Genomic DNA, 23523 nt, shown 5'->3' with positions numbered 1-23523 from the left:
AGTGATGGACCGACTTGCGCGGTCAAGCAGAATCAGCAAACTCCGTGCCAATCCATTTCAATTACCAGAGACAGCATTTCGGGGTATTTACCTGGCTAAATTCACCAGAAAATGACAGGCTGCCGTTCATTATTTACACAATGCCCGCTCCAAACCGGGACAAATCATCAGTTGCATAATCAATTCAATGAATTCGTAATGGATGCCCAGGCAAGCAAAAAGCCGGAAATCAGGTCATCCCGATTCCCGGCTGCAAGGAGCAATTGAAATACGGACTGGAATCAGGCAGCAGGACCGCTCGGCGAGGCGCGCAGCCGGCGGGATTGCTGATCGTTGCGAAAGACCAGCGGCTGCAGCGGCAGCTCACCGGCCTCGGCCTGGCGCACGATGCGCACCACCTGTTCGTGGTCTGGTGACTTGGCACAGACCGGATCGGCCGCGGCGGCGTCGCCGCTCATCAGATAGGCCTGGCAGCGGCAGCCGCCGAAATCCTTGGCCTTCTCGTCGCAACTGCGACAGGGCTCCTTCATCCAGTCATGGCCACGGAAGGCATTGAACGCCCCGCTGTCGCGCCAGATCTCGGCCAGCGGCTGCGTTCGCACATTGGGCAATTGCAGTCCGGGCAGGTTGCCGGCGTTGTGACAGGGCATGGCGGTGCCGTCGGGCGCAATCGAGAGAAACACCTTGCCCCAGCCATTCATGCAGGCCTTGGGACGCTCCTCGAAATAGTCGGGCACCACGAACAGGATCAGGCAGCGATTGCCTATCGTCTGGCGGTAACGGTTGACGACCGCTTCGGCGGCTTCCAGCTCGGCGCGGGTGGGCAGCAGCTGGGCCCGATTCTCCAGCGCCCAACCGTAATACTGGGTATTGGCCAGTTCGAGATACTCGGCGCCCAGCGCCAGCGCCATCTCGATGATCTTGTCGACATGCGGCAGATTGTGCTTGTGCAGCACGCAGTTCATGACCATCGGCCAGTCATGCGCCTTGATCAGGGACGCCACCCGCTGCTTGAGGTCGAAGGTCCTGGTGTGGGTCAGGAAATCGTTGAGCTCGCGCGTCGAATCCTGGAACGAGAGCTGGACATGGTCCAGCCCCGCGTCCTTGAGCGCCCGGGCCCGCTTCTCGTTCAGGCCCACGCCCGAGGTGATCAGGTTGGTGTAGTAGCCGAGCCGGTGCGCCTCGGCCACCAGCTCCTCCAGATCGTCACGCAGCAGCGGCTCGCCGCCCGAGAACCCCAGCTGCGCGGCGCCGAGCGCGCGCGCCTGGGTCAGCACGTCGACCCACTCGCGCGTCGTCAGCTCGGGCTGGAAACGGGTGTAGTCGGTCGGGTTGTAGCAAAAGACGCAATGCAGGGGGCATTGGTAGGTCAGCTCCGCCAGCAACCACAGTGGCGGTCCCGGCGGCGGCGGCGCCGTCAACGCATCAATCGATCCAGCCACGGCGCTGTCCTTCCTGCACCAGGGCCTCGATTTCGGCGCGGAGGCCATCCAGCCCGAACAGGGTCTGCAGCTCGATCACGATGTCGTCCAGATGCCGGTGACCGTCGCAACGGCGCAGGATTTCGGCGGCGCTCTGGTTGAGCTGCACCATGCCCTCGGGATACAGCAGGACCCAGGCGTCCTGCACGGTCTCGAATTGCAGCCGGAACAGGCGCGAGAGCTTGGGGAAATCAGTCATGGCGGCAGGCCTTCTCGATCGCGTCGAGCATGCTCCAGAGCACGTCGAGCTTGAACTGCAGGATGTCGAGGGCGCGCTGCTGGGCCGGGCGGGTCGCGAAATGTTCCAGCGTGACCGACAGGCCATGCTCGACATCGCGGGTGGCCAGCGGAATGCGGCTGCGGAAATACTGCAGGCCGTCGGCCTCGATCCACGGATAATGGGTCGGCCAGCTGGCCAGCCGGTCCTGGTGGATCTGCGGCGCGAACATCTCGGTCAGCGAGGAGCAGACCGCTTCCTGCCACGGCGCATGGGTCGCGAAGTTGACGTAGGCGTCGCAGGCGAAACGCACGCCCGGCACGACATGCCGCAGCGACCACAGCGCTTCGCGGTCGATGCCGACCGCTTCGCCCAGCCGGGTCCAGGCCTCGATGCCGCCGGCTTGGGAGCCCTGGTAGTCGCCGCAGCCGTCATGATCGAGGATGCGGTCCACCCATTTGCGGCGGTGCTCGCGGTCAGGCATGTTGGCCATGATGGCCGCGTCCTTGCGCGGGATGCAGACCTGGTAGTAGAAGCGGTTGGCGACCCAGCAGCGGATCTCGTCGGCCGTGCACTGGCCACTGTTCATCCTCACGTTGAAGGGATGGTGGATGTGGTAGCCGGCGCCCTTGGCGCGCAGTTGGCGCTCGAACTCGGCGCGGTCCCAGGCAGCCTCGGTGCCGATGCAGTTGGCGGTCATAGCTCGATCTCCAGGCCGTCGTGGGCCACTTGAATGCCGTGCCGGTCCAGCACGGCGCGCTCGGGCGAGTCCTCGCGCAGAATGGGGTTGGTGTTGTTGATGTGGATCAGCCACTTCACCGTCGTCGCCGACAGGCTGTCGAGCAGCTCGATCATGCCGCCCGGGCCGCTCTGCGGCAGATGGCCCATCTCGGCGGCGGGCTTGGACGACAGGCCGAGCCGGATCATCTCGTCCTCGCTCCAGAAGGTGCCGTCGATCAGCACCACGTCGGCCTGCGTCATCAGCGCGCGCGTGTTGTCGTCGATGCGGCCCAGGCCGGGGGCATAGAACAGCCGCTTGCCGCTGAGCGGGTTGTGCAGCAGCAGCGCGATGTTGTCGCCCGGTCTGGCCTGGCCACGAAACGGCGAATAAGGCGGCGGCTGGCTCGCGATCGGCAGCGCCTGCAATTGCAGCGGTTCGAGGAAGGGGATGGCCAGCGGCTGGCCATCGAGGGCGATCGGACGGGTTTCAAGACCGCAGTAATGCCCCAGCAGGCGGGTGAGCGGGAAGCCGGTGCCGATGTCGCCCAGCACCTCGGCCGTCGCGTAGAGCGGCAGCGGCGCGCTGCGTTCGCGCAGCATCAGCAAGCCGGTGCAGTGGTCGATCTGCGCGTCAATCAGCAGCACGGCGGCGATGCCGCTGTCGCGGATCTGGCGCGCGGGCTGCAGGCCCGGCGTTTCACGGATCTGCTGCAGCACCTCGGGCGAGGCGTTGACGAGCAGCCAGTCGCGGTCATTGGCCGTGATCGCCACCGATGACTGGGTGCGCGGCCTGGCGGCCAGGCTGCCACGGCGCAGGCCGTCGCAGTTGCCACAGTTGCAGTTCCACTGCGGAAAGCCGCCGCCGGCGGAGGATCCTAGAACGCGTAGACGCATGGTGCCTCGCAAGACTGTGTGAAAAAACGGGCGCATCCGGCGCGATGCCGCAGGCGCCCGGCTCTCTTGGCTCAGGCCCCCTGATCAGCGGTTGGCGATGTACATCGTGATCTCAAAGCCAAAGCGCAGGTCGGTGAAGCTCGGTGTGGTCCATTGCATGGTGTGTCTCCGTTGAAAGGTTTTGAAAAGGCTGGCACGGATCTGGCATCGGATCGCCTGTGACATTCCGGCACCGTCCACGAGACAGCCTACTTAATCACAGCAAAAACGATGCCAAGGAGGAATTCCGCATGATGAGTGTTTACCCTGAGGGTCTGCTGAGGCTGGCGTTGCCATCAGGTCACAGCCTGGCCTACCGCCGACTGGGCCAGCCGGACGCGCGCGCCTGGCTGGTACTGCATGGCGGCCCGGGCAGTGGCGCCGCCAGTGGCCTGTGGCATGGCTTCGATCTGGCGATGCAGCAGGTCGTCGCCCCCGACCAGCGTGGCAGCGGGCACAGCCGGCCCAGGGGCAGCCTCAGGGGCCAGCGCCTCGACACGCTGATCGATGATCTGGAGCGCCTGCGCCAGGCGCTCGGGCTGGCGACCTGGTCGGTCATGGGCGGCTCCTGGGGCGCGACGCTCGCGCTGATGTACGCGGCGCGTCACCCGGAAAGCGTCGAGGCGCTGGTCCTGCGTGGCAGCTTCCGGGGCACGCGAGGCGAGGTGATACGGCTGTTGCGCCGCTTCTGGCCGCTGGGCGGCCCGCCCGTTGCAGCCGGAAACGGGGCACCGGCCGGCTTGTCACCGCGCTGCCTGCGCCCGGCGCAGGCCGACAAGGTGTTGCACGAGCTGTCACAACTGTTGCGCAATGGAACAGTCACGCCGCGCGTGCGACGCATCCTGCAAGCCTGGCAGACCATGGAGCAGGCCGCCTCGCTGCACGGCGCGCGCCAGGCCTGGCTGCACGCCGGGCCGACCGACGAGGGACGGCGGCTGCGCCGTCACTGGCAATCGATGCGCCCCGCCCTGCTGCGGCGCGGGCGCGAGCATCCCGCCCCGATGCCGGCGCGACAGACGAAGGCGCTGTGGCAGAAATACCGCATCCAAGCCCACCACCTCGCGAACCGCTGCGGCCTGCGCCCGGGCGACTGGGACCGGGCGCTGCAAACCGTCGCCGCCCAGGGCATCGCGACCCACTGGATTCACGGACGCCACGACGCCGTCTGCCCGCCGGCCAACAGCCTGGACTCGCAGCGCCGGATGTCCGCGCTGCCGACGCAGGGCGGCCCATCACGACTGACACTGACCCGCGCCGGGCACCTGGGGAGCGAGCCGGGCAACCTGCAAGCCCTGCGCGCGGCGGTCCGCCATGGCTAGGAGCGGCGCTTGATCGGCCACGCGCTGGCCGGCCTGGCCCTGTCGCTCGCCCTGTCGCTCGCCTTGTTGCTCGGCCTGTCACACGACCTGAGGGCACAGGCCATCAGCACGGGCTGTCCCGCCACCCCTTCGCGTCACTGGGAGGCCGTCGTTCCCGGCGTCTGGGTCTGGCCGGGTGCCGCCGAGGACATCAACCCGGACAACCACGGGCATGTCGCCAGCCAGGTGCTGATCGCACGGGGCCGCAGCGCCACGCTGATCGACCCCGGCCCGGGTCTGGCGCACGGCCTGGCGGTGATCGAGTCGGCCCGCTGCGAGCTCGGCCTGGACGTCAACCGTGTCCTCGACAGCCACGCGCACGCCGAGAACGTGCTGGGCAACGCCGCCTTCCTGCCACGGCAGGGCATGACAGCGCGCCTGGAGGCCACGCCGACGACGCGAGCGGCCATGACCGAGCGCTGTGCAGCCTGCAGCGCATCGATCGCCCGCGCCGCGGCCGACCCGGCACTGGCCGCGACACCGATCGTCCTGCCCGAGCCCAGCCTGGCCAACGGCCAGCGCTGGGACAGCGATGCGGGCAGCTGGCTGACGCTGGAGTTTCGCTCGGCGCACAGCGAAAGCGATCTGGCCTGGTGGAACGAGCGCGAGCGCTTGCTGATCGCGCCCGGCCTGATCTACCAGGACCGGCTGCCCGAACTGGCACAGGGCAGCTGGCTGGGCTGGATCGCCGCGCTGCGCGAGCTGCATCGCCTGCAGCCGACCCGGGTGGCTGGCCAGTCTCCCGGGTCAAGCCGGGGGCTGCAAGCGACCTACCGCTACCTGTGCGACCTCGGCCAGGCGGTGCGGCGGGCGCTGGAGTCGGGCCAGTCCGCCGCCGAGGCCAGCCGGATCGAATGGCCGGCGCATGCCGGGTCGGCCGAATGGGCTGGATGGGCCGGCCATGCCGAGCGGCACGGCTTCAACCTCCAGCGCGCCTGGCGCGAGCTCGAACCGCTGTGGATCCAGGGCGATCCGCTCGCCTGCCCGGCGCTCGACCCCGATCCTCAGCTCCAGATGTCGTCCGGCAACTGATCCTTCTTGCGGTAGATCGTGTTGCGCGAGACACCGAGCAGCTGGGCCGCCGCCGAGACATTGCCTCGGCACTGGCGCAGCGCGGCGGCCATCGCGTCGAGCGCGACATCCTGCATGCGCCGGCTGGCCGCCAGCGACTGCAAGCGGGGCGGCGCGACCGGCGCCTGGGACGGCTGCGTCGATCCTTCGCCACCATGGAGAGCGGCATGCAGGAACGGCGCCGCGGCATCGGTCGGAGCCGAGGCAAAGGCAGGGACCGCCACCTCGGCCGGGACCGGCTGGACTGCGTCGAGCGAGGCCCGCACCGAAACGGCCACCGCCGCCATTTCGTCGAGAAAATCGTCGGGCAGATGCGGCAAACGGATCTGGTCCTCATCGCCCACCAGAGCCACGGCCGTGCGCAGCACGTTGTGCAGCTGGCGGAAATTGCCGGGCCAATGGTAGCGCCGGAACAGCGCCAGCACCTCGTCGGAAATCGCCAGCCGCATCCCCTCCTCGCACAGGTTGTCGAGCACCTTGCGCAGCACGACATCGAAGTCGGTGCGGTCGCGCAGCGCCGGCAGCTTGACGACCATGCCGTTGAGCCGATAGTAAAGGTCCTCGCGGAAGGTACCGCGCGCGATCGCGCTCTTGAGGTCCCGGTGCGTGGCGCAGACGATGGCGACATCGACCTCGTATTCCTTGCCCGAGCCCAGCGGGTTGACACAGCGCTCCTGCAGCACGCGCAGCAGGCGCGCCTGCAACTGCGTCGGCATGTCGCCGATCTCGTCGAGGAACAGGGTGCCGCCGTGGGCCTGCAGGATCTTGCCGGGCGAACCCTTGCGGCGGGCACCGGTGAAGGCGCCCTCCTCGTAGCCGAACAGCTCGGACTCGATCAGCGTCTCGGGAATCGAGGCACAGTTGACCGAAACGAACGGCTTGCCAGCGCGGGCCGAATCGTTGTGGATCGACTGCGCCAGGATGTCCTTGCCGGTGCCGGTCTCGCCCAGGATCATGATCGGAATGTCGCGGTCGAGCACCATCAGTAGCTTGCGTACCACCTGGGCCAGCTGCGGGTCGCCGGTGTCGAGGTAGTTGAGGCTGGACAGGCCCCGGCGCGCGGCCGCGCGGCGGCGCGAAGCCGAGACGGAAGCCGAGACCGGCGCGCTGCCCTCGCCCCCCTCCGGCCTGGCCACCGGCTTGTCCGTTCGGGCGCCAGCGACGGGCGGCGCATCGGTGGCCGTGGCGCTCGGCCCCTGGCCGCCCACGCCGAACCAGGCATTGACCGGCTTGGGCTTGGCGTGGCACCAGACCGCCACGCCGTTGCTCAGCACCAGCATGACGGGCTGCTCGCTGCCGCCGCGCAGGCGATCGAGCAGCTGCGACAGCGACAGGCCGAACAGCGACGAGAAGGTGTGCGCGCGCAGGCAGTTGACGCTCTGGCCGAGCTGGAACTGGGCGCTGCGGTTGGCCGACAGGAAGCGGCCGTCCTGGCTGAACACCGCGATGCCCTCGACCAGCGTGCCTAGGAATTCCTGGCGCGCGTGGAAATGGATCCGCACAGCGTCAGAAAACACGTTCGCGAACATCTGGTTCTCGATCATCTGCGCCGACATGCGCACCAGGGCCAGCGTATGGCGGTGGTAGCTGCGCTCGTCGCCGGTGACGTCGAGCGCGCCGACCACCTTGCCGTGCGGATCGAAGATCGGCGTGCAGGAGCAGGTCAGGATCTGGTTGGCGTAGAGGTAATGGTCTGATCCATGCACCACCACCGGCTGCTCCTCGGTCAGCGCGGTGCCGATGGCGTTGGTGCCCTTGCTGCGTTCGGACCAGTTGACCCCGGGCGTGAGCGCGACGCGCGAGGCCTTCTCCAGGAAATCGGTGTCCCCGAGCGAGTGCAGGATCAGGCCTTCCTTGTCCGTCAGCAGCACCATGCTGTGCGTGTTCGCGATCTGCTCGTACAGCGTCTCCATCACTGGCGCGGCGTGCTGGTAGAGAAAACGGTTCTGCTCCAGCGCGGCATGGAACTCCTGCTTGGGAGCGATCGAGAAATCAGGCTGGTCGCGGTGCGAGAGTCCGAACCCCTGCGAACGCTCATGCGACAGGCGGATCAGGGTCTCGTGCTGGGCGATGTCGGGCGAGTACGGCCAGCCACCTCTGGACACACCGTCCAGGGCTGCGGATGGAATCGAAGTCATCGCATGGTCTCCTGTGGCGAACATCAGGAGCGAAGGGGTGTCGCCAGCCTGGCTCGCCTGTAATGCTTTCGGGTCAGGGCGGGAATCTTGCCTACCCGGGGGTTCAAGGCTGTCGGCCTGGATTTTCCTGCATATCGCCGCCGGATCGGACCAGCAAGGAGGCCTGAACACTAGGGAGATTCCCTAGCTGCCAGGCCCTTGGGTGTCACGGCGCAACACAGGCCTGCTCCGTTGTGCAACACCCGCAGGCCCGTTCTGCCCGGGCGGGCCGCCAGCTGGCTGGCACGCATATTGCGCTGGATGGCCATCCAGAACAACAGGAGACAGACCCATGATCCTTCCGACCCGCTTCCATCGTCTCAAGCAAGCCGCCCTGGCCGCCGTGCTGGCCACAGCCGTGGGCGCCGTGCTCGCCCACGGCGATGTCGTGCCACAGGCGGTCGACACCAGCACGCTGCCCCAGCTGGGCGCCAAGTGGCTCGACGACAACCCCTACCGACAGGGCCCGGCGCACCAGGAGGCACTGCGCATCGGCGGCTCGGCCTACAACCAGAACTGCGCCCGCTGCCACGGCCTGGAGGCGATCTCGGGCGGCATCGCGCCCGACCTGCGCAAGCTCGACAGCGACTGCTCCGGCCTGGCCGATGCTTCCCAGAAGAACATCTGCCACGCCGAGATCAGCGAATACTTCGTCGGCACCGTGCGCAAGGGACGCACGCGCGACGGGCGCGTCTACATGCCGCCGTTCGAGAGCACGCTGTCGCAGGAAGCGATCTGGTCGGTCAAGACCTATCTCGAAACCCGGCGCGCCGACTGAGACATCCCCAACGAGGAGACAGCCATGAACGACAAGGCAAGCACAAGACGCGCCCTGCTGCGCGCCGCGGCGGCGACACTGGCGCTGCCCGCGCTCGGACTGCGGGCGCAGGAGCTGGAAGACCTCGACAAGGTGCGCGCCAGCGGCGTGCTCAAGGTCGCGCTCTACAAGGACAACGCGCCCTATTCCGACGGCAAGGGCCACGAGCTCGCCGGGGTGGACGTGGCGCTCGCGCAGGGCCTGGCGCGCGAGCTCGACCTGAAGCTGCAGCTGCTGCCCTTCGACGCTGGCGAGAACATGAACGACGACCTGCGCAACATGGTCTGGCGCGGGCATTACCTGGGCTACGGGCCGGCCGACGTCATGCTGCATGTGCCGGCCGACAAGCACCTGATGCGGCAGAACCCGCAGGTGCTGCTGTTCGCGCCCTACGCCCGCGAGACGCTGGTCGTGTTCCACGACCGGCGCAGGCTGGCCAAGGTCCAGAGCGGCCACGATCTGGTCCAGCTGCCGCTGGGCACCGAGCGCGGCGGCGGAGCGGCCAGCAGCCTGATGGGCTACCAGGGCGGACTGCTGCGCAACCAGGTCAGGCTCTTCGACAGCGGCGTACAGGCCGCCGACGCCGTGATCAACGGCGACATCGCAGCCGCCTATGTCAGCCGCGCTCAGGCGGAGACCGCGCTATTCAGGCGCCAGGCCAGCGGCGAGCCATTCCTGCTCAGCGAACTCGGCTTGCCCGGACTGCAGGACAACGGCTGGCCGCTGGGCCTGGCGACCAAGTCCAGCCACAAGGCGCTGGCCAGTGCGCTGGAGGAGGCACTCAAGCGCCTGCGCGACAAGGGGGAATTGCTGGCCATGTTCCGCGAGCGGGGACTCACCTTGGTCGCCCCCTGAAGCCCACAGGACCACAGAACAGCGCGTGTCAGCCTGCGCCAGGCGCAGCTGCAGGGCCTGGTCGCAGGCCTGGCCATCATAGGAGAACCGATATGCTGATAGGAGTTCCTGCCGAGACGGCAGCGGGCGAGACCCGGGTGGCGGTGACGCCCGAGACGGCCAAGAAGTACGTGGCCCAGGGCCATCGGGTACGGGTGCAGTCGGGCGCCGGCGTGGCGGCCAGCGCCACCGACGAGGCCTACCGGGCCGCCGGTGCCGAGATCGTCGACGCGGCGGCGGCCCTCGGGGCCGAGCTGGTGCTCAAGGTGCGCGCGCCGTCCGAGGCCGAACTGGCCCGGATGCAGCCTGGCGCCGCGCTGGTCGGCATGCTCAATCCCTTCGATGCCGAGGGCCTGACCCGCCTGGCGGCGGCCGGGCTGACCAGCTTCGCGCTCGAAGCCGCGCCGCGCACCACGCGCGCGCAGAGCCTGGACGTGCTGTCCTCGCAGGCCAACATCGCCGGCTACAAGGCCGTGATGCTGGCGGCCAACCAGTACCAGCGCCTGTTCCCGATGCTGATGACGGCGGCTGGCACGATCAAGGCCGCGCGCGTCGTGATCCTGGGCGTGGGCGTGGCCGGTCTGCAGGCGATCGCCACCGCCAAGCGCCTCGGGGCGGTGATCGAGGCCTCCGACGTGCGGCCCTCGGTCAAGGAGCAGGTCGAGTCGCTGGGCGCCAAGTTCATCGACGTGCCCTATGAAACGGCCGAGGAGAAGGCCGCCGCCGAGGGCGTGGGCGGCTACGCGCGCCCGATGCCGCAGAGCTGGCTCGATCGCCAAAAAGCCGAGGTCGCCAAGCGCGTCGCCCAGGCCGACATCGTGATCTCGACCGCGCTGATCCCCGGTCGCGCCGCGCCGGTGCTGATCACCGAGGAGATGGTCAAGCGCATGAAGCCGGGCTCGGTCATCGTCGACCTCGCCGCCGGCAAGGGGCCGGTCGGCCCGCACGGCGCGCCGGGCGGCAACTGCCCGCTGACCGAGGCCGACCGGACCGTGATCCGCCACGGCGTGCACCTGATCGGCGAGACCAACCTGCCCGCGCGGGTGGCCGCCGACAGCTCCAGCCTGTACGCGCGCAACCTGCTCGACTTCCTCAAGCTCGTGCTGCCCAAGGATGCCGCTGCGCTGCAGCTGCCCGAGGACGACGACATCGTCACGGCCTGCCTGATGACGCAGGGCGGCCAGGTCCGCCGCCCGTCCTGACCGACCCCTCACAGGAAAGACACCGATGGAAGCCGTATCCCCCACCATCATCAACCTGATCATCTTCGTGCTGGCGATCTACGTCGGCTACCACGTGGTCTGGAACGTCACGCCCGCGCTGCACACGCCGCTGATGGCCGTGACCAATGCGATCTCGGCGATCGTGATCGTCGGCGCCATGCTGGCGGCCGCGCTGACCGAGACCCCGCTGGGCAAGGCCATGGGCGTGCTCGCCGTGGCGCTGGCGGCGGTCAACCTGTTCGGCGGCTTCCTCGTGACGCGCCGCATGCTGGAGATGTTCAAGAAGAAGGAGCGCAAGGCGCCCGCCACCTCCGCTGCTGAAGGAGCCGCCAAATGAGCATGAACCTCGTCGTATTGCTCTACCTGCTGGCCTCGGTCTGCTTCATCCAGGCCCTGAAGGGCCTGAGCCACCCCAAGACCTCGATCCGGGGCAACGCCTTCGGCATGGGCGGCATGGCGATTGCCGTGCTGACCACGTTCGGCCTGATCCTCACGCTCGCGCAGCAGATGCGGGTCGACGCCGTGCAGGGCCTGGGCTGGGTGCTGGCCGGTCTGGTGCTGGGTGGCGGCGCCGGTGCCGTCATGGCCAGGCGGGTCGAGATGACCAAGATGCCCGAGCTGGTCGCCTTCATGCACAGCATGATCGGCCTGGCGGCGGTCTTCATCGCGGTCGCGGCCGTGGTCGAGCCCTGGGCGCTGCTCCCGGGCCTGGTCAAGGGGGCGGAAGCGCCGCTGGGCAACAAGGTCGAGCTGTTCCTGGGCGCGGCCATCGGGGCCATCACCTTCTCGGGTTCGGTGATCGCGTTCGGCAAGCTCTCGGGCAAGTACAGGTTCCGCCTGTTCCAGGGCGCGCCGGTGACCTTCGCCGGCCAGCATCTGCTCAACCTGGTGCTCGGTCTGGCCATGCTCGCGCTGGGGCTGGTCTTCACCCTGGGCTCGGGCGAGACCGCCTTCGCCGCCTTCCTCGGCGTGCTCGCGCTGGCCTTCGTGCTGGGCGTGCTGATCATCATCCCGATCGGCGGCGCCGACATGCCGGTGGTGGTCTCGATGCTCAACAGCTACTCGGGCTGGGCGGCCGCCGGCATCGGCTTCAGCCTGAACAACGCGATGCTGATCGTCGCCGGCAGCCTGGTCGGGTCATCGGGGGCGATCCTGAGCTACATCATGTGCAAGGCCATGAACCGCAGCTTCTTCAGCGTGATCCTGGGCGGCTTCGGCGCCGAGGCCGGCGAAGGGGTCTCGACCAGTGGCGGCGTGCAGCGCACCGCCAAGAGCGGCAGCGCCGACGACGCGGCCTTCATCCTGGGCCACGCCGAGACGGTGGTGATCGTGCCGGGCTACGGCCTGGCGGTCGCGCGCGCCCAGCACGCGGTCAAGGAACTCGCGCACAAGCTGACCGAGAAGGGCATCACCGTCAAGTACGCGATCCACCCGGTGGCGGGCCGCATGCCGGGCCACATGAACGTGCTGCTGGCCGAGGCCGAGGTGCCCTACGACCAGGTGTTCGAGATGGAGGACATCAACGGCGAGTTCGGCCAGGCCGATGTGGCGATCATCCTGGGCGCCAACGACGTGGTGAATCCGGCCGCGCTGCAAAAGGGCAGCCCGATCTACGGCATGCCGATCCTGGAGGCCTACAAGGCCAAGACCGTGATCGTCAACAAGCGCTCCATGGCCGCCGGTTACGCCGGCCTGGACAACGAGCTGTTCTACCTCGACAAGACCATGATGGTGTTTGGCGACGCCAAGAAGGTGGTCGAGGAAATGACCAAGGCCATCGAGTAAACCAGCCTGTCCGGCTCGGCACAAGGAGATCCCCATGGTTGAAAAAGTCATCGCCACCCCGGCCGCGCTCGAACTGATCGAACGGCTCAAGGCCAGGCATGGCCCGGGCCTGATGTTCCACCAGTCCGGCGGCTGCTGCGACAACAGCGCGGCCAACTGCTACCTGCTCGGCGAGCTCACGATCGGCCAGGGCGATGTCCAGCTGGGCGAGATCGGTGGCTGCCCGTTCTACATCGGCAAGGCGCAGTACGGCTACTGGCGCCACACCCAGCTCATCATCGACGTGATCGAGGGCCATGGCGGCACCTTCTCGCTCGAAGGTCCCGAGGGCAAGGCCTTCCACACCCGCTCGCGGGTGTTCACGGCCGAGGAGCTGGCCGAGCTGGCCAGCGAAACCGGCAGCGGGCCGGCCGCCGGCCGCTGAAGCCGCCGCGCCAGTCCACAGTGCTCGGCGTTTTCAGCGCTTGCTGCCTTGCAGCTTGGCAAAGGCCGAGGCCAGCGCGCCGGCCGGCGTTGGGTCGCCGCGCCCGCCGCGCGACTGCTGCCCCCGACCCGCCGGCTGGAAACGGTTGGCACCGCCACCCTCGCGCCGCTCGCCGCGCCCAGCGCCAGCGGCCGCATCGAGCTTCATGCTCAGCGCGATGCGCTTGCGCGCCACGTCGACCTCGACCACCCGGACCTTGACGATGTCGCCGGTCTTGACCACCTCGCGCGCGTCGTTGACGAACTTGTTCGACAGCTGGCTCACATGCACCAGGCCATCCTGGTGCACGCCCAGGTCGATGAAGGCGCCGAACTGCGCCACGTTGCTGACCGTACCCTCCAGGACCATCCCCTCCTTCAAGTCGCCGATGTCCTCCACCCCGTCGTTGAAGCGCGCGACCTGGAAGTCCGGACGCGGGTCGCGGCCCGGCTTTTCCAGCTCGGACAGGATGTCCTTGACCGTGATGAGGCCGAACTGCTCGTTGGCCAGCAGCTCGGGCTTGACGCTCTTGAGCAGATCGGTCCGGCCCATCAGCTCGGCCACCGGCTTGCCGGTTTTCTGCATGATCTGCTCGACCACCGGGTAGGTCTCGGGGTGGACGCCGGTCATGTCGAGCGGGTTGTCACCGCCACGGATGCGCAGGAAGCCCGCGCTCTGCTCGAAGGTCTTGGCGCCCAGGCCGGTGACCTTCAGCAGATCCTTGCGGCTCCTGAACTGACCGTTGGCCTCGCGCCAGCGCACCACCGACTTGGCCACGCTGTTCGACAGGCCCGAGACCCGCGACAGCAGCGGCGCGCTGGCGGTGTTGAGGTCGACGCCGACCGCGTTGACGCAATCCTCGACCACCGCCTCCAGCGTGCGCACCAGCTCGCTCTGGTTGACGTCATGCTGGTACTGGCCGACGCCGATCGACTTGGGGTCGATCTTGACCAGCTCGGCCAGCGGGTCCTGCAGCCGGCGCGCGATGCTGGCGGCACCGCGCAGGCTGACATCGACATCGGGCATCTCCTGACTGGCGTACTCGCTGGCGGAATAGACCGAGGCGCCGGCCTCGCTGACCACCACCTTCTGGGGCAAGGCCTCGGCGGGCTGGCCCCGGTCGGCCAGGCGCTTGAGCAGGTCGGCCGCCAGCTTGTCGGTCTCGCGACTGGCGGTGCCGTTGCCGATCGCGATCAGCCGCACGCCATGCTTGAGGCAGAGCGCGCCCAGGGTCGCGATCGAGCCTTCCCAGTCGCGCCGTGGCTCATGCGGGTAGACGGTCGCGGTATCGAGCAGCTTGCCGGTCTGGTCCACCACCGCGACCTTGACCCCGGTGCGGATGCCGGGGTCGAGCCCCATCACGGCCTTGGGGCCAGCCGGCGCGGCCAGCAGCAGGTCGCGCAGGTTGTCGGCGAAGACCTTGATCGCCACCTTCTCGGCCTCGTCGCGCAGGCGCGTGAACAGGTCGCGCTCGGTCGAGAGGCTCAACTTGACGCGCCAGGTCCAGCCCACGCATTTGCGCAGCAGGTCGTCGGCCGGGCGGCCCTGGTGGCTCCAGCCCAGGTGCCGCGCGATGCGGCCCTCGGCCAGCGACGGCGCGCTGCCGGGCTTGGCGCCCGCGGGCAGCTCGGCCTCGGGCAACACCAGACGCGCGTCGAGGATCTCCAGCGCGCGGCCACGGAACACGGCGAGCGCGCGGTGCGAGGGTACGCGGCAGATCGGCTCGTCGTAGTCGAAGTAGTCGCGGAACTTGGCGTTGTCGGGGTGATTCTCGTCCTTGCCCTCGACTTTGCGGCTTTGCAGCAGGCCTTCCTGCCACAGCCATTCGCGCAAGCCCTGCACCAGCGCGGCGTCCTCGGCCCAGCGCTCGGACAGGATGTCGCGCACGCCGTCGAGCACGGCCGCCACGGTCGTGAAGTCGCTGCCGTCCTCGCCCTTGTCCGGCTTGACATAGGCCATAGCCTCATCGGCCGGCACAAGACTCGGGTCGGCAAACAGCAGATCGGCCAGCGGGCCGATGCCGTTCTCGCGCGCGATCATGCCCTTGGTGCGGCGCTTGGGCTTGTACGGCAGGTACAGGTCTTCCAGCTCCTGCTTGGTCGGCGCGGCTTCGATCGCCGCGCGCAGCTCGGGCGTGAGCTTGCCCTGCTCCTCGATGCTTTTCAGCACGGCGGCGCGGCGGTCTTCCAGTTCGCGCAGGTAGCCCAGCCGCTGCTCCAGCTCGCGCAGCTGGATGTCGTCGAGGCCGTCGGTGGCCTCCTTGCGGTAGCGGGCGATGAAGGGCACCGTGGCGCCGCCGTCGAGCAAATCGACCGCTGCCTTGACCTGCTGGGGTTTGACCGAGAGTTCCTGCGCGATCTGCGCGATGATTTTCTGCATGCTGGCTCTGGATCCGGCGACGCCCCTGCGGGGTCCCGGATGCGGGATTTCGGAACGGTCGAGTTTGCCAGATGCCGCCGGTGGTTTTCGCGACTCCAGCACCAGCTGGCGCAGTTGCGCAAGTGAGACATCTCAACGCAAATTTCAAAATGGCAAGGCGACATTACTCTTGAGCAATGCCTGTGTCCGTGGTCTACCTGTCACCGAAGTCTCGAAGCCAAGGCCGGTTCGGTAGATTTCCGGCAAGTACAACCTGGGCTCGCCTACCGGCACTTGTGTATCCTCGAAAATAATACCTAGCTCTTGCAACACCGTCAGCTGCTGAGCATCGAGGCCCACCGAGCTGGCATCGAACGGTACGACTCTACCTTCCTTGAGCTGCTTGAGCTGTTCTCGCCATTGACGCAGCGGCTCGATCTCCTTGGCTGCTTCGTCGACTTTCTCAAGGCTGCACTTTGGAATCGCCTTGCGCAGCGACTCGGGCGCCAACACACGGTCCCGCCAGGTCGAACCCTGACGATCAGTCTCGATTTCAGCCGCGAAACGCAGGAACCGAACCAGATCGCGGGCCTGCACATTGCCCTTGAGGTCGCACAATGACGCAAAGACCCAGCGCGCCGAGAGCGCCTCGCGGGACTTGTCGTGGCCCAACTTGCGCCCCCACAGCTGCAAGAGCTTTTCCAGCAGAGCTTCCTGACCCAGGAGCTCCGCCTGACCTAGCGTGTCATCGACGATACCCGAACGGGCACAGAGCCAGAAAGCCAGCCGCAGGAAGGCCTCAGGACTCCATTGCAACTGGAAAGGCGCATAACGCGCGAGGAACTGGGCGACGTTTTGCCGTATCGTGGTCTGTACATAATCTGCTCGCACGAAGACCATGGCCCCTATCCGCCTGTCTTGCAGTTCGTCAATCCGGTTGGGCAGTAGCAACAGCGACTGGATGGCTTCGCGCGCTGCCACGGTGGTAGGATCTGGAAATGCCTCCTCGATGCCGTCAAACACCAGCACGACAGCTGTACCGCGCTCGCCCAGCTGACGATTAAGTGCTTCAAGGCCCATAGCAGGCAGTCCGAAATGACGTGCGATCAAGCCGTCCCAGAAATCTGCCCAATGTGCCGGTGAATCTTTCAGGGCATCAGACACCAGCCGCTCGATGTTTGACGCCGATAGCGGCTGCACCGTGCAGCCAAGCCGTTTCAGGTCTTGCGCCTGATTGCTGACAATGGATTGCTTGGTCGTCTTTTCCAGATTGCCAGACCACAACACCGGATACACCACAGCGTCTGGTACGCCCGAGGGCTCGGCTTCGACCTTGCGCAGGAAAGCATGCCAGCCACCAGAGCGGCAGAGTTGCAGGAAAGTGAAGGTCTTGCCGGCCCCTTTGGCCCCGACCGACACCAGGTTGGGCAGTTCGCTGGCGAAATGCTTGCCGATCTTGCGCAGTGGCTCAGTCACCAGCATGGCGGATGCGTCCGCGGTCTCGGCGTACTGCATCCGCAGACAAACATCACGCAAGGCTTGTGCTTTCTCAGGCAGTGCAACACCGTCTGCTGCCGATAGGATTGCCGGCTGTTCAGCTGGCAGGTCCAGCGAACGCGCCCAATCCTGGGCACGCTGATAGAGCCTGGTCGAACTCCTCAACACATCCAGGGCCTGTGCCAGGCTGCCGATCGACATGTAGGCCTCGGAAAAATCTGCCTCCAGCCACTCCAGACCCGATGAAATCGCCAAGTCATCCTGAACCGGAGCCGGATACGCACCACCCAGCCGCTCAATGGCGCGGGCATAATCGGGCAGCTTGCGCAAGTTGTCGGTCAGCAGGCTCAGGATCAGCCAGGGTTTGGCATAGCTGCGCTGCGCTGCTGGCAAGCGACTGTTGAAGGCATGCAGCCGCTCCAGTGCTGCTGCTGTCCCTTCCACGGCCTGCCGTGCCACTGTGGTCACAAAGAAATGCTCGACCCGGGGATCGAACAGCACTGGGCTGGAAAACTCGCTCAAACCCGCACGCAAGTCGATCAGCACGGCATCGACGCCCAGGCGCTCGCCCAGGGCATGCAGATGGTCGGTCAGTATCCAGGGGTTCTCCGGGTTACGCGCCAAATGACCGGGCTGCACGGGCATGTCCTGTATGTCGCTCAGTGTCAAAGCGGCCGGCAGGATGAACAGCTCGCGCTGGGCACCCCCGACGCTGACCGAGGCTTTGCGCAGTTCCTGTGCGAAATAGTCCAGGCTGCTTTCTACGCTGACAGGCGGGTAATGCATGGCCTCCAGGAATTGCAGGTAGGAGACTTGGGGGCGACTGGCATCATCCAGCCAGAGGGTGACACCGGGCGCTTCGAGGTCGGCATCGACCACCAGCACCTTCAGGGGGCGGTCCGGGTTGCTCAATTGCAGCCTGGATGCCACATAAGTCATCAGCGCCGTGGTGCGACCAACGCCTCCCTTGAACGAATGGAAGGAAACGACACGCGGCCCACTGCTCCAGGGCTGAGGCATGCCAAATCCGGCAGCGACCTGCTCTGCCTCGCTGCTGTCGCTAAGGTCCTTCAAGTAGGTGACATCGCGCCACAAGGGGTAGCTCGGCAGCTCGCGCGCAGGCGGCTGCTCCGTAACGAGCACGCGCACAAAATCCACGGGATAGGCGGCCTGCCCTATGCGCAAGCGTATGAGCTGCTGGCGCGAGTCCCAGGCGTGCGCGAACAATTCGGCCAGCCAGGCGCTGATTGCCTCAGGCTTAGTTGTATGCTCGATTTCCACGCCGTCGCTGTAGCAGCGTACCGCTTGAACCCCCTCGGGCATCCGCGTCCACAGCTCGGTGGCCTGCTTGAAGACGCGCTCAATGTCGAGCCAGGTCAATAGGCGTTCTCGGACGGTCCAGTAGTTCATTGCAATTCCTTGGCAATCCATTGCGCGACGCGTTCGAGATGCTGCTCCATCGCCTCGTCGCTGGGTTCGGTCAAATGGGCGCCATAACGCCAGGCCTGGTGCAAGGCCTCGAGTCCACCGCTGCGCGTGCGCTCGCGCGGCGGGCGCCCCACCTCAATGGGTTTGAGGTGCACCACTGCGGGCAGAGGCTCGAACTGACGCCCAGGCTTGAGCTCACGCAGGACCTCGTTGAGGTCATGTCCGAAGCGGTCGATGTCCTGCCCCTCGAACAAGTCTCGGCGCTGGTACCGCAGCCAGACCGCCTTGAGGCCGCATTCCACCGCATAGACCATCAACAGACGATGCGAGTTGCAGCGTGACTCGACCTGCGACGAGCGCCGCAACTCGCGCCAGGCGCGCTCCAGTTCGCGATTGGTAATGGGAAAGGCCTTACTCATGGCACCTCAGTGTAATTTGCAGCTCCGTCCAGCACTTTCAGGCGCTGCCCCCGACCAGCTTCTGGTAGCCTGCCCGGATCACCCCCGCGATCAGCGGACGGCGAGCAGCCAGGAACTCGGGGTAGGACATGGTCCACCAGTTTTCCGGCAAGGCATGCCACTCGGACATCTTGGTCAGCGCCTGCGAGTCAAAGCGCTGGGCGTACTCGGGCCAGTACGATGATGGCGGACCGTCTGAAATGGCGATGTTGTCATCCCACTCCACCAGCGCGTAGTTCGCGATCTGGTTGATGTCGCGCACGCTGTCGATCCCGATTTCTTTCAGATGCTGGCGTGGGAACAGATGGTGACGTTCCAGAGCCTTCTTCTGCCCCTGTGCAGGCGGGTCCAGCAGGTCGGCCACCGGGCTCTTGGAGAACAAGGCCCGAGCACCGAGCAAAGTCTGCGCTGCGTAAAAACCGAAGAGCGCCGGGCTACGGCCAGCCGAAGTCGCCAAGTCCAGCGGAAGGGTCTTGGTCCAGAAATCGTCGGTCAGCGTGGCGGCCTCTACCGATTCCAGCCGGGACAGGAACTGATCTGCGGTCTTGAGCTCACGCAGCTCGGCCAGGTCCTGCTCCATGCGCGACTCCGGCGACGTGGTGAACCGGCCGGTCAGCAGCGACATGAACAGCCACCGTGCGATCGCGTTCTTCAGCTTGAAGCCCTCGACCCCGTACTCGGTGCGCCCCAGCAGGAACAGCTGGTATGCAAACACCAGTGCATTCACCGAGCTGATGGTTTTGGCGCTGCGATACCCGGCAGAGCGTACGATGTTCAGGAAATCGGCCCAGTACGTCAGGTTCAGGACACGAGACTGGGCATCGCGCAACTTGGCAAACTGGTTGGTCCGCTTCTCGGGGCTGGACTCGCCGGTGGCCAGATCCTTGCCCCGCAGCAGGGAATAGACATGTTCCAGTCGCGCCCGCCGAAATGCCACCCCCACATCGACGCGAAGCAGATGGTCTGGATCCGGCTGGAAGAGCTGGTTGAACGGACTCGCCTGTCCCGCCGGTGCCGGCTGTCGCGCGCCCCGGCAGAAGGACTCCAGCTCGGTGCGGCCATCGTCCCAGAACACCGACATCAGCGTCAGGATGAAGTCCGACTGGTTGAGCTTCTTGCCTTCGCTGTTGATGCGGACGAAAACGTCGGCCACCTGCTCCTCGGTACACTGTTGCGACAGTTCCAGCGCAATGAAGGGGAAGTCGGTCAGCTTGGCCAAGCGTCCAATGGCCTTGGCGATGAGACGTTCTTCCTCTTTGGTGACTTCACGAGCCGAGCGTAAGCGGTCAAGGTAATTAGAAACAAATTCGAAGGTGTCAGTTCGGAATACCTCGGAGATATCCCGGATGTACTCCGGATCACGTTCCGTGGTGGCGTCGGGGACGACGAAGGTCCCGTTCTGCGGTCGGAAGGCGATGCGGATGTGCTCGCGCTCGAAGTTCTCCCGCAAAACCGCCTCGCGGCGTATCACGGCGTAGAGGGAAGTCAACCGCTGCTGGCCATCGACGATCAGCAACGAGGGCGTCTTCTGCTTGCTGGCTTCACCGATGACCCTGGTCTCCACGCCCTCGGCGCCAGTCTCCCAGAATAGGAAGAAGCCGACCGGGTAGCCACGGTACATGGAGTCGAACAAGTCGCGGACCTTGATATTGCTCCAGACAAAAGGTCGCTGGATGTCAGGCAGTCCGATCTGCCCCATCCCGATGCCGTTGACGAGGCCGCCGAGATTATATCGAACTTCTTTGAATAGGGTTTCACTCATCTTTTAATTAGTTTAATTTGCTTTCTGCAAGATTTTTCAGGAAGACCTGCCCGAGCCCGTACCGGTCGTCAGCACATAGCTCTCACCCGCAGCAGCCAGGCAGATGGCTTCGACCTGGTGCTTGTAAAGCGGCAACGAGTGCCCGGCAGACGAAGCTGTCTTGCCGAAGCGGAAAATCTCCGCGCACTGTGTGCTGAGCAGCCCGGCCGCGCACAAGAACTCGACCGTCCCACCCGGCTGGAAGTTGGGGTTGACCTGCACCAGCGGCGCGGGCCAGTATTTTTGCGACGCGTACTCGGCGTCCACGTAGGCGCGGATGTCATCGGCCTTGATGCGGGCGAAGCTGCGGGAGACCTCAGCGTACTCGTTGACCAGGTTCTGGCGAAATTCAAAAACGTTCATTGATCAGCACGAAAAACAGCCAGGAACATGGCCCGCAAGCGACGAGATAATGGATTGCGCAGACACGATATCACCAAATTGACATCAATATAGCAAAACCCAACAAAAATCAATTCGTCATCCGCGCACTGCCCTGCGTCAGCACTGAAAAGCCTTCACCAGCCAACTGTGACGGGCTTATGATGGAAATGGAGGAATTCGAAACATGCCGTCAGCCCAGAACCCGCCCAGTCCCGCCACCCCACCCTGCCTGTCGCCAGCCGAGCTCGGCCTGCAGTCCTGGCGACGAGCCACCGACCCGTTCGGCATGCTGTCCTCGCAGTTCAACGCGCAGCTGGCCTGGTGGACACACCCGCAGCAGCTGCTGCACGAAGCCAACGAAGCCTGGCGCGAGACGCTGGCGCTCTACGAGCACGGCGTGCGGCGCACGCTGGGGGTGGCGGAGGACGATCTGGTCACGCCCAAGTTCGAGGACGAACGCTTCGCCGACCCGATCTGGCTGCAGTCGCCCGGCTTCGACATCCTGAAGGAAGGCTTCCTGAGCTTCGACCACCGGCTGCGGACCCTCTACAACACCGCCCCCGGCCTGGCGCGCCACGAACAGGAGCGCGCCTACTTCTGGATCCACAACTGGCTCAATTCGATCGCGCCGACCAATTTCTTCTGGACCAATCCGCAGGCCCTGCAGCGCGCACAGGAGACTGGTGGCGACAGCCTGCTCGCGGGCTGGAAGCATTTCGTGCGTGACGCGCTGGCGGGCAACATCCTGATGGTCGAACAGGACGCCTTTCGCGTCGGCCAGGACCTCGGCACCACGCCGGGTCAGGTGGTGTTCCGCAACCGCCTGCTGGAGCTGATCCACTACGCGCCCGCCACCGAGCAGGTACGCGCCACGCCGATCGTGATCTGCACGCCCTGGATCAACAAGTTCTACATCCTGGACCTCAACCCGAAGAAGAGCCTGGTCAAGTACCTGACCGAACAGGGTTTCTCGGTCTTCATCACCAGCTGGAAGAACCCGGGCCCGGAGATGAGCGAGGTCGGCTTCGACGACTACCTGCAAGACGGCGTGGCCGAGGCGGTGCGCGTCGCGCGCGAGTTCTGCGGCGTGCCCCAGGTCCACCTGACCGGCTACTGCATTGGCGGCACGCTGGTGGCCGCCTACATGGCCTGGGCCAACAAGCGCCATGCAGCCGATGCGATGCCGGTGGCGCACTGGACCCTGCTGACCACGCTGACCGACTTCTCCGAGCCGGGCGAGATCGGCGTCTTCATCGACGAGGACAGCCTGGGCGCGCTCGACGACATGATGGCGCGCAAGGGCTACCTCGACGGCGGTGAGATGGCCGCCTCCTTTCGCCTGCTGCGCTCCAACGGCCTGATCTGGCATTACTGGGTCCACAGCTACTTGCTGGGCGAACCGCTGCCGGCCTTCGACGTGCTGTTCTGGAACATGGACACCACCCGCATGCCACGCGCCATGCACAGCTTCTACCTGCGCGAGATGTACCTGAACAACCAGCTGGTCAAGCGCGACGCCCTCACCCTTGCCGGCGAGACGATCGACCTGGACCGTATCGTGCAGCCGCTCTACGCGGTCACGGCCCAGGATGACCATATCGCGCCCTGGAAGGCCTGCTACAAGATCCGCAAGTCGGTCAATGTGGAGGCGCCGGTGCGCTTCGTGCTGTCGACCTCGGGCCATATCCTGGGCATCGTCAATCCGCCGGTGAATCCGCCCAAGCGCGCCTACTGGGTCGGCGAGCCCGCGCGCAACGACGACTGGGAGCACTGGTTCGGCCAGGCGCCACAGCAAGCCGGCAGCTGGTGGGAGGACTGGTCCGCCTGGCTGCACGCGCGCACCGGCGAGCTGGTGCCGGCCTACCCGGCGACCAGCGCCGGATTCCCAGCCCTGGCCGCGGCCCCGGGCAGCTACGTGCTGGAAAAGTGACGCGGCCGGCGCTCAGTCGGTCTTGACGGGGCCGGCGCCATTGAGCGCCTGGGCATCCTTGGCGCCGACCGGCAGGCGGCGGATGCACTTGAAGGTGCCCGTCGCGTGACAGCACAGCTTGCCGTCGGCATCCAGCACGCTGCCCTCGGTGAAGGCCATGGTGGCGCTGCGGTGCAGCACCCGCGCCTTGGCCAGCAGCGGGCCACGCGCGGCCTGCATGAAGCTGGTCTTCATCTCGATCGTGACCGCGCCCAGCTCGGGCATGCCGCTGCGCGCGGCGTGCGCCATCGCGACATCGAGCAGGGTCATCAGCGCGCCGCCATGCACCACGCTGAAGCTGTTGTGGTGATCGGACTGGGAATCGAAACGGACCTCGGCCTCGTCGTTCTCCCAGCGCAGCAGCTCAAGGCCCAACAGCTCGACAAAAGGGATGTGGACGGGGAATTCCATGTGACAGCTTCCAGTGGCTTGCTTGTGTTGTGAGGAGGGCGAAGCATAGCGCAAGCCCATGCCGGTACCGCCGGCCTC

General features: G+C 66.2%; 21 protein-coding genes. 9 read left to right on the top strand and 12 right to left on the bottom strand.

Going from position 1 to position 23523, the window contains the following annotated elements:
* Nucleotides 1–281: 281 nt before the first annotated feature.
* The 5 genes from pqqE to pqqA form a co-directional block, all read right to left on the bottom strand.
* Nucleotides 282–1442: a pyrroloquinoline quinone biosynthesis protein PqqE gene (gene pqqE / locus PHR85_RS02550; RefSeq protein ID WP_300050000.1), complete on the bottom strand. Its 1161-nt coding sequence runs from the start codon at nucleotides 1440–1442 to the stop codon at nucleotides 282–284.
* Nucleotides 1426–1680 carry a pyrroloquinoline quinone biosynthesis peptide chaperone PqqD gene (gene pqqD, locus PHR85_RS02545; protein WP_300049998.1) on the bottom strand — a complete coding sequence of 85 codons (255 nt, stop codon included), beginning with the start codon at nucleotides 1678–1680 and terminating at the stop codon, nucleotides 1426–1428. The genes pqqE and pqqD overlap by 17 nt, the downstream gene beginning before the upstream one ends.
* On the bottom strand, nucleotides 1673–2398 hold the full coding sequence (pqqC, locus tag PHR85_RS02540) for a pyrroloquinoline-quinone synthase PqqC (protein ID WP_300049995.1): 726 nt from the start codon (nucleotides 2396–2398) through the stop codon (nucleotides 1673–1675). Before pqqC ends, pqqD begins: the two co-directional genes overlap by 8 nt.
* The gene (pqqB, locus tag PHR85_RS02535) at nucleotides 2395–3312 is read right to left on the bottom strand and encodes a pyrroloquinoline quinone biosynthesis protein PqqB (RefSeq protein ID WP_300049992.1); all 918 of its coding nucleotides are present in this window, start codon (nucleotides 3310–3312) and stop codon (nucleotides 2395–2397) included. The genes pqqC and pqqB overlap by 4 nt, the downstream gene beginning before the upstream one ends.
* Nucleotides 3313–3396: 84 nt before the next feature.
* Nucleotides 3397–3471: a pyrroloquinoline quinone precursor peptide PqqA gene (pqqA, locus tag PHR85_RS02530; protein WP_082876953.1), complete on the bottom strand. Its 75-nt coding sequence runs from the start codon at nucleotides 3469–3471 to the stop codon at nucleotides 3397–3399.
* Nucleotides 3472–3602: 131 nt separating this feature from the next.
* On the opposite strand from pqqA, the gene PHR85_RS02525 reads away from it, so the two are divergent.
* On the top strand, nucleotides 3603–4670 hold the full coding sequence (locus PHR85_RS02525) for an alpha/beta fold hydrolase (RefSeq protein WP_300049989.1): 1068 nt from the start codon (nucleotides 3603–3605) through the stop codon (nucleotides 4668–4670).
* Nucleotides 4671–4679: 9 nt separating this feature from the next.
* Nucleotides 4680–5741: a hypothetical protein gene (locus PHR85_RS02520; protein WP_300049987.1), complete on the top strand. Its 1062-nt coding sequence runs from the start codon at nucleotides 4680–4682 to the stop codon at nucleotides 5739–5741.
* Here the strand turns inward: PHR85_RS02520 and PHR85_RS02515 are convergent.
* Nucleotides 5714–7918, bottom strand: coding sequence for a sigma-54-dependent Fis family transcriptional regulator (locus PHR85_RS02515; RefSeq protein WP_300049985.1), 2205 nt, complete (start codon nucleotides 7916–7918; stop codon nucleotides 5714–5716). The two genes, PHR85_RS02520 and PHR85_RS02515, sit on opposite strands and share 28 nt — an antisense overlap.
* Before the next feature lie 331 nt (nucleotides 7919–8249).
* Here PHR85_RS02515 and pedF point away from each other — a divergent pair, with 331 nt between their 5' ends.
* From pedF to PHR85_RS02485, 6 genes are all read left to right on the top strand, one after another.
* On the top strand, nucleotides 8250–8735 hold the full coding sequence (gene pedF, locus PHR85_RS02510) for a cytochrome c-550 PedF (protein WP_300049982.1): 486 nt from the start codon (nucleotides 8250–8252) through the stop codon (nucleotides 8733–8735).
* A gap of 24 nt (nucleotides 8736–8759) precedes the next feature.
* Complete coding sequence (locus tag PHR85_RS02505) at nucleotides 8760–9629, top strand: ABC transporter substrate-binding protein (protein WP_300049981.1); 870 nt, start codon at nucleotides 8760–8762, stop codon at nucleotides 9627–9629.
* Nucleotides 9630–9721: 92 nt separating this feature from the next.
* On the top strand, nucleotides 9722–10870 hold the full coding sequence (locus tag PHR85_RS02500) for a Re/Si-specific NAD(P)(+) transhydrogenase subunit alpha (RefSeq protein WP_300049979.1): 1149 nt from the start codon (nucleotides 9722–9724) through the stop codon (nucleotides 10868–10870).
* Nucleotides 10871–10895: 25 nt separating this feature from the next.
* On the top strand, nucleotides 10896–11228 hold the full coding sequence (locus PHR85_RS02495; RefSeq protein ID WP_300049976.1) for an NAD(P) transhydrogenase subunit alpha: 333 nt from the start codon (nucleotides 10896–10898) through the stop codon (nucleotides 11226–11228).
* Complete coding sequence (locus PHR85_RS02490; protein ID WP_300049974.1) at nucleotides 11225–12676, top strand: NAD(P)(+) transhydrogenase (Re/Si-specific) subunit beta; 1452 nt, start codon at nucleotides 11225–11227, stop codon at nucleotides 12674–12676. The genes PHR85_RS02495 and PHR85_RS02490 overlap by 4 nt, the downstream gene beginning before the upstream one ends.
* A 34-nt stretch (nucleotides 12677–12710) precedes the next feature.
* Complete coding sequence (locus PHR85_RS02485; RefSeq protein ID WP_300049971.1) at nucleotides 12711–13100, top strand: DUF779 domain-containing protein; 390 nt, start codon at nucleotides 12711–12713, stop codon at nucleotides 13098–13100.
* Between the two features lie 33 nt (nucleotides 13101–13133).
* Here the strand turns inward: PHR85_RS02485 and PHR85_RS02480 are convergent, their stop codons facing one another.
* The 5 genes from PHR85_RS02480 to PHR85_RS02460 form a co-directional block, all read right to left on the bottom strand.
* The gene (locus tag PHR85_RS02480; RefSeq protein WP_300049968.1) at nucleotides 13134–15518 is read right to left on the bottom strand and encodes a Tex family protein; all 2385 of its coding nucleotides are present in this window, start codon (nucleotides 15516–15518) and stop codon (nucleotides 13134–13136) included.
* A 144-nt stretch (nucleotides 15519–15662) separates the two neighbouring features.
* On the bottom strand, nucleotides 15663–18404 hold the full coding sequence (locus tag PHR85_RS02475; protein WP_300049966.1) for a ParA family protein: 2742 nt from the start codon (nucleotides 18402–18404) through the stop codon (nucleotides 15663–15665).
* Entirely contained in the window at nucleotides 18401–18841 is a 441-nt protein-coding gene (locus PHR85_RS02470) for a hypothetical protein (RefSeq protein WP_300049965.1), read from the bottom strand. The genes PHR85_RS02475 and PHR85_RS02470 overlap by 4 nt, the downstream gene beginning before the upstream one ends.
* A 37-nt stretch (nucleotides 18842–18878) precedes the next feature.
* Entirely contained in the window at nucleotides 18879–20642 is a 1764-nt protein-coding gene (locus PHR85_RS02465; protein WP_300049963.1) for a DUF262 domain-containing protein, read from the bottom strand.
* 36 nt (nucleotides 20643–20678) lie between these two features.
* Nucleotides 20679–21044 (bottom strand): hypothetical protein, encoded by a 366-nt coding sequence (locus tag PHR85_RS02460; RefSeq protein WP_300049961.1) that lies wholly within the window; start codon nucleotides 21042–21044, stop codon nucleotides 20679–20681.
* A 205-nt stretch (nucleotides 21045–21249) separates the two neighbouring features.
* Between PHR85_RS02460 and PHR85_RS02455 the strand changes: the two genes are divergently transcribed.
* Nucleotides 21250–22995: an alpha/beta fold hydrolase gene (locus tag PHR85_RS02455; protein ID WP_300049959.1), complete on the top strand. Its 1746-nt coding sequence runs from the start codon at nucleotides 21250–21252 to the stop codon at nucleotides 22993–22995.
* 12 nt (nucleotides 22996–23007) lie between these two features.
* Here the strand turns inward: PHR85_RS02455 and PHR85_RS02450 are convergent, their stop codons facing one another.
* Entirely contained in the window at nucleotides 23008–23445 is a 438-nt protein-coding gene (locus tag PHR85_RS02450; protein ID WP_300049956.1) for a PaaI family thioesterase, read from the bottom strand.
* Nucleotides 23446–23523: the final 78 nt, after the last annotated feature.

The organism is Malikia sp. (assembly GCF_028687635.1).
Classification (GTDB): Bacteria; Pseudomonadota; Gammaproteobacteria; order Burkholderiales; family Burkholderiaceae_C; genus Malikia.
The sequence above is the reverse complement of the archived record's forward strand: the minus strand, read 5'-3'. Positions and strand labels throughout refer to the sequence as shown.